Origin of the sequence: Peribacillus saganii (genome assembly GCF_003429095.1) — a bacterium.
Lineage (GTDB): Bacteria > Bacillota > Bacilli > Bacillales > DSM-1321 > Peribacillus > Peribacillus saganii.
In genome coordinates this window covers 1-12,604 of record NZ_QVTE01000080.1, presented here as the reverse complement: position 1 = coordinate 12,604, position 12,604 = coordinate 1, and the positions used below count along the sequence as shown (strand labels likewise).

The 12,604-nt window shown below is 43.4% G+C and carries 12 protein-coding genes; all 12 read left to right on the top strand.

From position 1 onward, the window contains the following. Nucleotides 1–1,037: NADH-quinone oxidoreductase subunit C (locus D0469_RS20765; RefSeq protein ID WP_117328615.1), on the top strand; the 1,037-nt coding region annotated here is incomplete at its 5' end. 3 nt (nt 1,038–1,040) lie between these two features. After that, complete coding sequence (locus tag D0469_RS20760; RefSeq protein ID WP_117328614.1) at nt 1,041–2,141, top strand: NADH-quinone oxidoreductase subunit D; 1,101 nt, start codon at nt 1,041–1,043, stop codon at nt 2,139–2,141. Further along, complete coding sequence (nuoH, locus tag D0469_RS20755; RefSeq protein WP_117328613.1) at nt 2,141–3,148, top strand: NADH-quinone oxidoreductase subunit NuoH; 1,008 nt, start codon at nt 2,141–2,143, stop codon at nt 3,146–3,148. The genes D0469_RS20760 and nuoH overlap by 1 nt, the downstream gene beginning before the upstream one ends. A gap of 165 nt (nt 3,149–3,313) precedes the next feature. Next, nucleotides 3,314–3,733, top strand: a complete 420-nt coding sequence (gene nuoI, locus D0469_RS20750; protein WP_117328612.1) for an NADH-quinone oxidoreductase subunit NuoI — start codon at nt 3,314–3,316, stop codon at nt 3,731–3,733. Then, the gene (locus tag D0469_RS20745) at nt 3,730–4,248 is read left to right on the top strand and encodes an NADH-quinone oxidoreductase subunit J (RefSeq protein WP_117328611.1); all 519 of its coding nucleotides are present in this window, start codon (nt 3,730–3,732) and stop codon (nt 4,246–4,248) included. Before nuoI ends, D0469_RS20745 begins: the two co-directional genes overlap by 4 nt. Then, nucleotides 4,245–4,559 carry an NADH-quinone oxidoreductase subunit NuoK gene (nuoK, locus tag D0469_RS20740; protein WP_117328610.1) on the top strand — a complete coding sequence of 105 codons (315 nt, stop codon included), beginning with the start codon at nt 4,245–4,247 and terminating at the stop codon, nt 4,557–4,559. The genes D0469_RS20745 and nuoK overlap by 4 nt, the downstream gene beginning before the upstream one ends. A 285-nt stretch (nt 4,560–4,844) precedes the next feature. Further along, nucleotides 4,845–6,713 (top strand): NADH-quinone oxidoreductase subunit L, encoded by a 1,869-nt coding sequence (nuoL, locus tag D0469_RS20735; protein WP_117328609.1) that lies wholly within the window; start codon nt 4,845–4,847, stop codon nt 6,711–6,713. After that, nucleotides 6,710–8,236, top strand: a complete 1,527-nt coding sequence (locus D0469_RS20730; RefSeq protein ID WP_117328608.1) for a complex I subunit 4 family protein — start codon at nt 6,710–6,712, stop codon at nt 8,234–8,236. The genes nuoL and D0469_RS20730 overlap by 4 nt, the downstream gene beginning before the upstream one ends. Nucleotides 8,237–8,242: 6 nt before the next feature. Continuing rightward, the gene (nuoN, locus tag D0469_RS20725) at nt 8,243–9,757 is read left to right on the top strand and encodes an NADH-quinone oxidoreductase subunit NuoN (RefSeq protein WP_117328607.1); all 1,515 of its coding nucleotides are present in this window, start codon (nt 8,243–8,245) and stop codon (nt 9,755–9,757) included. A 254-nt stretch (nt 9,758–10,011) separates the two neighbouring features. Next, nucleotides 10,012–10,254: a DUF1146 family protein gene (locus D0469_RS20720; protein ID WP_117328606.1), complete on the top strand. Its 243-nt coding sequence runs from the start codon at nt 10,012–10,014 to the stop codon at nt 10,252–10,254. 151 nt (nt 10,255–10,405) lie between these two features. Beyond that, nucleotides 10,406–11,152 carry a YwmB family TATA-box binding protein gene (locus D0469_RS20715; RefSeq protein WP_158553614.1) on the top strand — a complete coding sequence of 249 codons (747 nt, stop codon included), beginning with the start codon at nt 10,406–10,408 and terminating at the stop codon, nt 11,150–11,152. 32 nt (nt 11,153–11,184) lie between these two features. Then, the gene (gene murA, locus D0469_RS20710) at nt 11,185–12,486 is read left to right on the top strand and encodes a UDP-N-acetylglucosamine 1-carboxyvinyltransferase (protein WP_117328604.1); all 1,302 of its coding nucleotides are present in this window, start codon (nt 11,185–11,187) and stop codon (nt 12,484–12,486) included. Nucleotides 12,487–12,604 lie beyond the last annotated feature (118 nt).

Sequence of the window (12,604 nt, the reverse complement as noted above, 5' to 3'; positions counted from 1 at the left end):
CGAAGAAAAAAGCAGCTGCAGCTGCCAAAGCAAAAGCAGCCGCACTAGCGAAGATGAAAGCAAAGGAAGAGGCAGAAGCCCCGTCAGAGGGAAGTGACGATGCCGACCTGGCAAAGAAAAAAGCAGCGGCTGCAGCAAAAGCAAAAGCGGCCGCACTAGCGAAGATGAAAGCCAAGGAACAAACAGAAGGTCCGGCAGAAGAAAGTGATGACGCCGCATTAGCGAAGATGAAAGCAGCTGCAGCGGCAAAAGCAAAGGCAGCTGCATTAGCCAAGAAAAAGGCTCAGGAAGCAAATAGTACAGCCGAAGAAGGCACGGATATTGAAAAACAAAAAGCAATTGACGCAGCGAAAGCAAAAGCGGCAGCTGCAGCAAAGGCCAAGGCGGCTGCACTGGCTAAACAGCAGGGTGGAACAGAAGGCGCAGAAGAGGATCCGGAGAAGATGAAAGCGAAAGCTATTGCTGCCGCCAAGGCAAAAGCAGCAGCCGCGGCAAGGGCAAAAGCAGCAGCTGCAGGAGACGTCTCAGAGGAAGCTGCACCGGAAGAAACGAAAGAATCTCCAAACCAGCATCTGCTGGATAAATATCTGAAGGTAATTAGGCAGAACATCGGAAACGATGTGCTGGAAGATGCATACCTCAACCCGCTGTCAAAGGATGTTCCCACTTTAGTTGCAAAACCGAATACATATTATAAGATCGCTGAATTTTTAAAGTACAATGAACAGTTGTCATTTGAATATGTTTCAGAGCTTCATGGCAGCGATTTTGAGACTCATATGGAAGTATATGTTCACTTATATTCATACAAGCATCGCCATCCGGTTGCCATAAAGGTAAAGCTGGACAGGGACAATCCTGTTATTCCTTCGCTTGTGCCGCTATGGCAGGGAGCCAATTGGCCGGAGTGTGAGGCGTATGATTTACTTGGTATCCATTTTTCAAACCATCCAAACCTGCACAGAATCATGCTGGGAGAGAATTGGGTCGGACATCCGCTTCGCAAAGATTATGAGCCATATGATGTGGAGGTGTAGCAGATGATACGCACAGAAGAAATGCTGCTAAATGTAGGACCTCAGCATCCAAGTACACATGGTGTTTTCCGTCTTGTCGTCAAAATAGATGGAGAAATCATTACGGAGGCAAAGCCGGTAATTGGCTACTTGCACAGAGGAACGGAAAAGCTTGCTGAAGATCTGCAATATACACAGATCATCCCTTATACAGACCGTATGGATTACTTGTCGGCCATGACGAATAACTATGTGCTATGCCATGCTGTTGAGACAATGATGGGAATAAAAATACCTGATAGAGCTGAATACCTGAGGGTTTTGACAATGGAATTAGGGCGGGTTGCAAGCCACCTTGTTTGGTGGGGTACATTTTTGCTGGATATCGGTGCGACCAGTCCATTTTTGTTTGCCTTCAGGGAACGGGAAATGATCATTAATTTATTAAATGAATTGTCCGGGGCCCGTCTGACCTTTAATTATATGAGAGTTGGCGGAGTGAAATGGGATGCTCCAGAGGGCTGGATTGAGAAGGTTCGGGAATTTGTTCCTTACATGCGTGAACAGCTAAAAGGCTACCACGAGCTTGTGACAGGAAATGAAATCTTTATGAATCGCGTTAAAGGAGTAGGCAAGTACACAAAAGAGGACGCCTTAAATTACTCACTGAGCGGGGTAAATTTAAGATGTACTGGTGTAAAGTGGGATCTTCGCAAGGATGAACCATACTCGATTTATGACCGTTTTGATTTTGATGTGCCAACAAGGCAGAATGGGGATGCGTGGACACGATACCAATGCCGAATGGAAGAAATTGAACAATCCCTTAAGATCATTGAGCAAGCAGTAGAGCAGTTTCCTGCTGAAGGTGATATCCTTGCCAAAGTTCCAAAAATCATTAAAGCTCCAAAAGGGGAAGCCTATGTAAGGATTGAATCGCCGCGCGGGGAAATTGGCTGCTATATTGCTTCGGACGGGAAAAAAGAGCCATACAGGCTTAAATTCCGCAGGCCTTCCTTTTACAATCTGCAAATCCTTCCAAAGCTGCTAAAGGGAGAAAATATGGCAAACCTGATTGTTGTTTTGGGGGCAATCGATATTGTGTTAGGGGAGGTTGATGGATAATGATCAATGGTTTGCTTGAATCGTCGCCTGGCATTCTCAACTTTGGAATTTTCTTTCTCCTGGCATTTGTCCTTCTAATGGTAGTATTGGGTTTTGTTACATATGCGATACTTGCAGAACGGAAAGTTATGGGCTTTATGCAGATGCGGATGGGTCCCAATCAGGTTGGTGGAAGATGGGGATTGCTTCAGACGATAGCAGATGTATTGAAGCTGCTGCTAAAGGAAGATACAATTCCAAAGCTGGCTGACAGACCGTTATTTATCATCGCTCCGGTCATTGCATTTGCTCCGGCCTTTATGGTGCTTGCGACCATTCCGTTCACCGATAAGTTCCAGTTTGCGGACATCGGAGTGGGATTGCTGTATTACATTGCAATCTCCGGCATTTCAACAGTCGGCATCGTTGCCGGCGGATGGGCATCCAATAACAAGTATGCCCTGCTTGGGGGAATGCGGGCAGCAGCCCAAATGATTTCCTATGAAATACCTTTGGTGATGTCTGTCATTGGCGTAATTTTATTAGCCGGAAGCCTTAATTTGAATGATATTGTGGCTGCGCAAGAGGATGTCTGGTTTATTGTGCTGCAGCCAATCGGGTTTATCGTGTTTCTGATTGCCTCCATAGCGGAGCTGAACCGGGTACCATTTGACCTGCCTGAAGCAGAGTCTGAGCTTGTTGCCGGGTTCCATGTCGAATATTCCGGGTTTCGTTGGGCATTTTTTATGCTTGCTGAGTATGTGTATCTCTTCGCGATGGCATCCCTTACAACAGTTCTATTCTTAGGAGGGTGGCATCCGCTGCCATTTTTAGCGTTTATTCCAGGTGCTGTATGGTTTGCACTTAAATTTAGCCTTATTATATTTGTGCTAATATGGATCAGATCGACGTTTCCGCGTATACGGGCGGATCAGCTGATGGAGTTTGGATGGAAGGTATTGCTGCCGGTTGCATTGGCCAATATTTTTCTTACTGCTCTGCTTAAGGAGCTATTGAAGCTATTTTAAATAAATAAAAGTTGAACAGGGTTGTCCATCATTTTGCCTTTGGAAATATATACAGGTAATATGGAAAGAAGATGCATATCTTTTAAGCAGGAAGCCCCTCTAAGACGAACAATGAGGGGAGCCGCCAGAGCACTGGCGAAACACCAAAGCAAGGGGTGACAGAAAATGCTTGGATTGGCAAAGGGTTTGAAATATACTCTTAAGAATTTAACCCGCAAAAAGTTTACTTATGAATATCCGAATGAACCGCTGCCATTGCCGGACAGGTTTCGCGGCATACAAAAGTTTTATCCAGAAAAGTGTATCGTTTGTAACCAATGTGCAGCAATTTGTCCTACGGATTGCATTCAATTAACAGGAAAGAAGCATCCGGATCCTACGAAAAAAGGGAAAATCATAGATACATATGACATAAACTTTGAGATTTGCATTTTATGTGATTTATGCACAGAGGTCTGCCCTACTGAAGCAATTGTCATGACCAATAATTTCGAACTGGCCGAATATAGCAGGGATATTCTTTTTAAAAACCTTGAGTGGCTCGATGAAAATGATGAGAACATCAGGGAGGTAAATAAAGCATGAGCCTTTCAGGTGAGTTGTTGGCGTTTGTTTCTCTTTCACTTGTCGCCATTATCGGGGGAATGCTGCTGATTAACCTCTCCAAGGTTGTTCACATGGTGATAGCGCTGGTTTTCACCTTTATCAGTATTGCCGGTATTTATGTAATCCTTTCTGCTGAATTCGTGGCGGTTGTCCAAATCTTGATTTACTCAGGAGCCATTACGATCATTATGCTTTTTGGAATCATGCTGACCCGCCATAATGATTCGGGTGAACCGAAGGCAAGCGCTGCAAGAAGGATATTTACATTTTTAGGGATTGCCGGATTCGCAGCCGCTGTGTATTTCGGCATTTACAACCTTGATATTCCGGTTCAGCCTTCCGCGCTTCATGAGTCCAATACAGAACAAATCGGTCTTGCGTTATATTCCAAATATGTTATTCCTTTCGAAGTTACATCCGTGCTGCTGCTGGTAGGTTTAGTTGGCGCGATTATCCTGGCGAAAAAGGATGAACAGGAGGGTGACCGATCATGACCACAGTACCTCTTTCAGCCTATCTCGTCTTAGCGCTTGTATTATTTTGCATCGGCCTGTATGGAGCTTTAACGAAAAGGAACACAGTAATTGTCCTGATATCAATTGAACTGATGCTGAATGCCGTCAATATTAACTTGGTTGCATTTAGTAAATTCGGGGTGGCACCTTCCATAACCGGACAAATTTTTTCGCTGTTCACCATTACAGTTGCAGCTGTAGAGTTTGCCGTTGGACTTGCTATTCTCATGGCATTATACCGTAATCGCGGTACAGTGAATGTAGACGAAATGGATACAATGAAGCATTGAATTTAGTAGTTTCATTAATCATTTTAATAGAAGAGGCTAACACAAGCAGCCATCATTGTTTAGGATACAAGATTTAGGAGTCTTGAGGCTGTCGTACTTGACCGCCGCAACAGCCTTATGCTGCCTGCCGCCAAAAATCGCGGCAAACCTTCGTTGAACTAAAATCTGGTGAACCTAAGACAGGCGGCTGAGCATGAGTTTGTGTGTTTCTATTAGATGGATAAAATGCATGTTATGGAGCCTGCCCTCAGGCACCTTCGCATGATGAGAAGGGGATTTGATACGATGATGGAGAATGCCTGGATTATACCGCTTTTCCCGCTATTCTCGTTCTTGTTCCTTCTTCTATTCGGCAGGAAAATGAAGGAATCGAGTGCATACATCGGTATGATGCTGACGTTTGTCTCGTTGCTTTATTCGTTGTTGGTACTGTTCGACCGTTTCACAGCGCCAACATATAAAGCCGAAGCCACATGGCTAACAATAGGGGATGTTCAATTAACAGCGGGTTATGAAGTGAATCAATTAAATGCTTTAATGCTGGTGATCGTATCGCTTGTCAGCTTTCTGGTACATATGTATTCAAAAGGATATATGCACGGAGATGAACGATTCCCGATTTTTTACGCGTATCTGGGACTGTTTACCTTTGCGATGCTTGGTTTAGTCATTTCACCGAATTTGCTTCAGCTATATTTCTTCTGGGAACTCGTCGGGCTTGGATCATTTTTATTAATCGGGTTCTACTTTTTCAAAGAGGAAGCAAAACAGGCAGCAAAAAAAGCTTTTATTATGACCCGAATCGGGGATGTCGGCCTTTTAATTGGAATGATTCTATTATTCTGGCAGGTTGGCAGCTTTGAATACGATGAAATTTTTAAAGCTGTTTCAGCAGGGGATATTTCTGCAGGAATGATTACGCTGACTTCACTTTTTATTTTTGTCGGTGCAGTTGGTAAATCAGGTCAATTCCCGCTGCATACATGGCTTCCTGATGCGATGGAGGGTCCGACACCTGTTTCGGCTCTAATCCACGCGGCAACAATGGTTGCTGCAGGTGTATATTTGGTAGCCGCTATGTTCCCGCTTTTTTCAGCAAGCGATACAGCGATGCTGACTGTGGCTGTAATTGGAGGCTTTACTGCCATCTTTGCGGCAAGTATAGGCCTTGTACAAAAGGATATCAAACGCGTACTGGCTTATTCAACTGTCAGCCAGCTCGGTTACATGATGCTTGCACTGGGCTCAGCAGGGTATGCAGCTGGCGTTTTCCATTTAATGACACATGCATTTTTTAAAGCGCTGCTTTTCCTCGCAGCAGGAAGTGTCATACATGCTGTCCACACCCAAAATATCGAGGAAATGGGCGGTCTTTGGAAAAAAATGCGGATAACAGGGCCGTTATTTCTAATAGGAACGCTGGCTATCTCCGGAGTTCCGTTTTTTTCAGGATTCTTCAGTAAAGATGAAATTTTGATTGCCACTTGGGAACACGGTAATTTTGGATTGTTCTGGCTCGCGCTGATTGCGGCCTTCTTTACAGCTTTTTATATGTTCCGCCTTTTCTTTATGGTATTTACGGGTGAATCGAAAAGCAATCACTCTAACACACATGAATCACCGGGCATAATGACAATTCCAATGATTGTGTTGGGTATCCTGGCAGTCATTAGCGGATATGTAAACACTCCGTGGTTTGGCACGTTCCTGGGAGATTGGCTGACAGAAGGCAACGAAGCATTAGGCCACGGCCATATCGAAGGCCCCGCATGGATCATGATTGCGGCAACTGCTGTTTCTTTGGCAGGGATTTTACTTGCATACCTTGTCTATGGAAAGCGCTCGGTTTCAAGAGACTTTCTTGGAGGGGAAGCTTCAACAATGCACAGCATCCTCTATAATAAATACTTTATTGATGAAATCTATCAATTTACGATTGTAAGTATCACAAAAGCTATCAGCCTTTTCTTATCCTTTATCGACCGCTTTGTTGTGGAGGGACTAATATACGCCGTAACTGGAGTTATCAGGCGTCTTGGCAAAACCGGCTCAGCCTTTCAAACGGGGCAGGTTCAGCAATATGGAATGGCTGCATTCCTTGGCTTGGCGATCCTGCTAGTAATCTTTGTTTTAACAGGGGGGTATATCCTATGAGTTCGTTCATTTTACCATCATTGATATTTTCCCCCCTTCTCGGTGTTGTAATCCTGTTTTTCTTATCTAAAAATCAAGAAAAAGCGATTAAAATAGTTGGCTTTTTGGCAACATTGCCATCCCTATTACTCTCGCTTTTCCTATATGTTCAGTATAAAGCGGGCACTGAGCTCTCTGATTTTGCGATAAAAGAAGCATGGTTCACGTTTGGTAATCTAAAACAATATGATCCTAAACTGTTTGCGGTGGACTTTGAACTTGCTCTGGACGGGTTTTCCCTTGTTATGGTTATCCTGACGGCAGTACTATCCACACTTGCGGCAATCGCTTCCATTCATATCAAAAAGGAATGGAAAGGGTATTTTATTTTATTTTTAATCCTTCAGGTAGGAATGCTTGGTGTGTTTACCTCGCAAAACCTGATCTTGTTTTTTATCTTTTTCGAAATTACCCTTATTCCAATGTTTTTCTTGATTGGAAAGTGGGGGTACCTGGAAAAGGAAAAAGCGGCGTACAGCTTTTTAATCTACAACGGTCTAGGTTCTGCGATTCTATTAATTGTTATTATGGTTCTTTTTGCACGGACAGGAACATCGAATATTGAAGCATTGCGCTACATTATGACCGTAGGCGGAGTGTCGCTGATTGCACCTATATCCGGGGTAATGAAGTATGCACTTTTAATTGCACTGTTAGTAGCATTTGGAATTAAGCTTCCGATCTTCCCGCTGCATACATGGATGCTGCGAGTTCACGTCCAGGCACCGCCATCAATCGTTATGCTGCATGCAGGAGTACTGCTGAAAATTGGAGCTTTCGGTTTAATTCGCTTCGGTATGGGCATTTTCCCGCAGGAATTTCAGAAAATCGCCATTTATTTGGCGATTCTGGGTGTTATCAATCTGTTGTATGGTGCATTCCTTGCCCTTATTCAAACAGATTTTAAAATGGTATTGGCCTATTCATCAATATCTCATATGGGTATCGTCCTGATTGGGGTGGGGGCCCTGAATGAGGCAGGAATTCAAGGGGCCATCTTCCAGGTGGTTTCTCACGGTCTAATTGCTGCACTGCTCTTCTTCCTTGTCGGGGTTATGTATGAGCGAGTTCAAACATCATCCATTGATAGGCTGGGCGGATTGGCCAAAATCATGCCGTTAACCTCCGGATTCCTGCTTGCTGCAGGGATGGCATCGCTTGGGATGCCTGGAATGTCCGGATTTGTTAGTGAGTTTATGGCATTTCTAGGCTTGTTTAAAGAAGAACCGGTTCTTGCCGGAATTGGTGCAATAGGCATTATTTTAACCGCGGTTTATTTACTCCGCGCAGTTCTTGGCATTACTTTTGGAACAGCCAAACAGCCTGTCCCTTTGCCGGCTGAAAAAAGTGACATACGGGCTATTGAAATGGCTCCAGTCCTTGTGCTGCTTCTGCTGATTGTCTTAATTGGAGTTTTTCCAAGTATATTAAGCGGACCGCTTCAGGGTGCTGTTGAAGCAATAATGATAGGAATAGGAGGGTGATGAACGATGGATCTAGAAACAATGCTTTCATATGAATGGGGAGCCATGATGCCGGAGTTTATCATCCTTGGTGTAGTTACTCTCCTTTCCCTGCTTGATCTGTTCCTGCCAAAACAATACAACCGAAAGTCGCTTGCTTGGATTGCACTGGCAGGAATTATACTTGCCATTATTACATTAATAAGCCTGTTTGATCTGGAGGTTACCTCAATCCTTCATGACACCTTTAGGCTTGATTCATTTGCCAAAGCATTTAAGCTGCTTTTACTTGTCGGAGCAGCATTGGTCATCCTGCTGGCTGAAAGCTTTAGCCCAAAAGAGGGTATGGCAGAAAACAGAGGCGAGTTTTATTATTTGTTCCTTGCTGCGCTGTTAGGTGCGATGGTCATGTCTTCAAGCGGTGATTTAATCACTCTGTTTGTTGGACTTGAACTATTGTCTATTTCTTCATACATATTAGCAGGGTTCCGCAAGAAAAATCTTGCTTCAAACGAATCAGCAATGAAATATGTGATTAACGGCGGAATTTCCACAGCCATCACACTATTTGGTATGAGCTATCTGTACGGACTGACCGGATCAACCAATTTAATAGAAATGAGCGGCACAATGTCAGCCGTGTTTGATGGTCAATTTCAGTATTTATTAGGCCTTGCATTCTTTATGATTTTGGTCGGTCTTTCATTTAAATTAGCATCCGTTCCATTTCATATGTGGGCCCCGGATGTTTACCAGGGTTCACCAACACCGGTTACTGCATTCTTAAGCGTCGTATCAAAAACGGCGGGATTTATCATCCTGCTAAGAATCATAATATCCTTATTCTTAATGACACCATCCGATGAAACAGGTGCACTCACCTTCTTGGAAAGAAATAGCGATTATATCGGTTTCCTTGCTGGTATTACCATGGTAGTCGGAAATGTAATTGCTTTACGACAAAGGAACATCAAGCGGATGCTGGCCTACTCAAGTATCGCCCATGCAGGCTATATTCTTGTGGCGATTGCGGTGCTTGGCTACTTTACATTCGATGCCGTCTGGTTCTATCTAGTTGCTTACTTATTTATGAATCTGGGTGCCTTAGCTGTGATCCAACTGATAACAGATAAAACCGGTTCGGAGGATATCTCCAGGTTTGCTGGACTTTACCGGACCTCACCAGTTCTTGCGGTGGCGATGGCAATATTCATCCTTTCACTGGCTGGAATTCCGGGAACCGCAGGATTTATCGGAAAACTGACAATATTTATGGGAGCCTTTTCGGCAGATCCAGGACACTATGTACTTGGTTCAATCATGATCGGAGCAACAGTCATTTCATATGTTTACTATTTTGGCATCATGACACAAATGTTTTTCAGGCCAGCATTGCCAACCGAAAAATTAAAAGTGCCAGGCGGAATTATGTTTGTCCTGGTATTGTGCATAGGCGGAACAGTATTATTTGGACTCGCACCAAACATAGCCTTTGATTTCTTGCACACCAACTTTGGAAGCTTTGAAGATTTTCTTCAATAGTAATCAATACTTTAAAACTCCCTTCGTAGCGTAAGGCTGTGTAGGGAGTTTTTTGTTTAATAGAAATTTAAAAGGAAGGCAGCAAAATGGGTAACTGGTACCATTTTTATAATTTACTAAGTTTTGGATACAAATAGCCAGCTAGCTTGTGTTACAATTATAAACGGGAATTTTGTAGTGGATGTCCGTTGCCCATGACGATTAACAAGCGTCTGTGATAGGGCATATTCGCTATCCTATAAGGAGGTATGTCAATGTTCTCTGGCATTGGCCAACAGGCATTAACAGGAATTATCGTTCACTTGTTATTTATAGCTTTGACATGGTGGGCGCTGCAAGCCTTGCATTTTGATAAATTGCTGAAAACACGGGCAGTTATGCAGGCACGGTTGCTTTATATCCTGTTAACAATTGCGATTGGTTCATCAGTCAGCAATTTCTTCCTGGATTATCTTCTCTGGTCAAACCAGCTTCCTTATATTTATAAAAATGAATAAAATTTTTGTTTACCAGGTTTGTGAATTGTGTAACGTGTTGGTAGATTAATAGGAAAAGTATGGCATCAACTTTTGTCAAAATCTGACGAAGAAAGCTGTGTATGCTCGTTCTCCTTATGGCAACAATGGATAAGGAGAGGAGATGGTTATCGTGAAAAAACATACGGCAACTTTTTTTACATACATGGTATTTATTGGTTTTGCAATGTTCTGTATTGGGAATAGTACGATTGTGGCAAATAACGAGATTGATATATTGGCAATGGCGGATAACCTTAAACAGGATGAACGGCTTACATTAAACAAATGGTCAGTTATCGCAAGGGAAAAAACTTTAATCAAGTCAGAACAGGATTTTAATAAAAAAGTCTCTGACATGAGTAAACTTTTTCCAGCGTTCAATTGGAAGGTCGAACAAACTGAACACGGTTTGAAGGCTACTGCTGTGCTGCGGCATGTCGAAAAAAGTCAACAAGAGTCGATTCAAATTCTTTCTGCCCTCACAAAAAACGGTTCAGCTTCGTATATTATATATGAGGTGAAGGGTGAGAAATGGGACGAAGGGTCGACTGAGTTAATATCTAAGACATTCCAAACTAGAATAAAAGACATATTTCACGGAAATCCATCAATTTTCTCTTGTATATCAGGAAAGATGGATGGTACGATGGAAAAGGTTTTTTCTCATGAAGTGAGAAAACTCCTGGACCTCTTCCATGCTCAGGAAGTTGAAAGCTTGAAAGAGGATCGGTTTTATTCAGTTTCAGCACATACACCGATGTTTAGGCAATACTTAACTAAAGAAAATTTGAATTTGCAAATAGCTTTACGAACAGATGGATTGAGTGGGAAGACGACATTTGTAGTTGGCACACCCATCATCCCGTTTGAATATTAATATAGAGAAATTGGACGCGGAGGGGAATACTTTTGGAAAAAATCATCGTCCGCGGCGGAAGAAGGCTAAGCGGAACAGTTAAAGTAGAAGGAGCAAAAAACGCCGTTTTGCCGGTTATCGCTGCAACATTATTAGCAAGTGATGGGAAAAGTATCATTAAAGATGTGCCAACACTGTCCGATGTATATACAATTAATGAAGTTTTACGCAACCTGAATGCTAAGGTTACTTTTTATGATAATCAAGTTACAGTAGATGCTTCTGCTCCATTATTAGAGGAAGCGCCATTTGAGTATGTCCGCAAAATGCGTGCATCTGTTTTGGTTATGGGTTCACTCCTCGCACGAAACGGAAAAGCCCGTGTTGCTCTTCCGGGAGGCTGTGCAATCGGATCCCGGCCAATTGACCAGCATCTAAAGGGCTTTGAAGCCATGGGTGCATCGGTAAAGGTGGGCAATGGCTTCATCGAAGCAGAAGTCAATGGCAGACTAAAGGGAGCAAGAGTATATCTTGATTTCCCTAGCGTAGGTGCTACAGAAAACATTATGATGGCTGCTACCCTTGCAGAAGGAACAACCATTCTTGAAAACGTAGCAAAAGAACCTGAAATTGTAGATCTTGCAAACTTCCTGAATAAAATGGGAGCAAAAGTCAAGGGCGCTGGAACTGGCACTATGAAAATCGAAGGTGTCGAAAAATTATACGGCGTTGAACACAATATCATTCCAGACCGTATTGAAGCTGGTACATTTATGGCAGCTGCTGCAATTACGGGCGGGGATGTGCTGGTTAAAGGTGCAGTACCTGAGCACCTTACTTCACTTATTGCAAAAATGGAAGAAATGGGAGTAACCATTAAGGATGAAGCGGAAGGCTTGCGCGTCATTGGCCCTGAAAAGCTGAAGGCTGTTGATATCAAGACAATGCCTCACCCAGGTTTCCCGACAGACATGCAATCACAAATGATGTCTATGCTGCTTTGCGCACAAGGCACCAGCATGATTACAGAAACAGTATTCGAAAACCGGTTCATGCACGTGGAAGAATTCCGCCGCATGAATGCCGATATCAAAATCGAAGGCCGTTCTGTTATCATGAACGGACCATCCAACCTGCAAGGAGCTGAAGTCGCAGCAACTGACTTACGTGCGGCAGCAGCATTAATCCTATCTGGTTTGGTCGCTGAAGGCGTTACACGCGTTACAGAACTAAAGCATCTTGATCGTGGTTACGTTAACTTTCACGGCAAGCTGGCTGCCCTTGGTGCAGACATCGAACGTGTTGAAGAAGAAACCAGCTTCGGCAGTGAAGTCATCACAGCTGAGATTCAGTAAAGCGCGGTTGGTACTAATGGAATTAACAATGATAACAATCCTCTGTTTCAGTAAAAATTTTTTGCTGGGATGGGGGATTGTTTTTGTATGGGATGGTTGCTGTGACAGTCGGCAATTA

Bases quoted from the DNA above. Each gene is read 5' to 3' on its own strand.
- D0469_RS20760 (WP_117328614.1), top strand. From the start codon at position 1,041: ATGATACGCACAGAAGAAATGCTGCTAAATGTAGGACCTCAGCATCCA.
- nuoH (WP_117328613.1), top strand. From the start codon at position 2,141: ATGATCAATGGTTTGCTTGAATCGTCGCCTGGCATTCTCAACTTTGGA.
- nuoI (WP_117328612.1), top strand. From the start codon at position 3,314: ATGCTTGGATTGGCAAAGGGTTTGAAATATACTCTTAAGAATTTAACC.
- D0469_RS20745 (WP_117328611.1), top strand. From the start codon at position 3,730: ATGAGCCTTTCAGGTGAGTTGTTGGCGTTTGTTTCTCTTTCACTTGTC.
- nuoK (WP_117328610.1), top strand. From the start codon at position 4,245: ATGACCACAGTACCTCTTTCAGCCTATCTCGTCTTAGCGCTTGTATTA.
- nuoL (WP_117328609.1), top strand. From the start codon at position 4,845: ATGATGGAGAATGCCTGGATTATACCGCTTTTCCCGCTATTCTCGTTC.
- D0469_RS20730 (WP_117328608.1), top strand. From the start codon at position 6,710: ATGAGTTCGTTCATTTTACCATCATTGATATTTTCCCCCCTTCTCGGT.
- nuoN (WP_117328607.1), top strand. From the start codon at position 8,243: ATGGATCTAGAAACAATGCTTTCATATGAATGGGGAGCCATGATGCCG.
- D0469_RS20720 (WP_117328606.1), top strand. From the start codon at position 10,012: ATGTTCTCTGGCATTGGCCAACAGGCATTAACAGGAATTATCGTTCAC.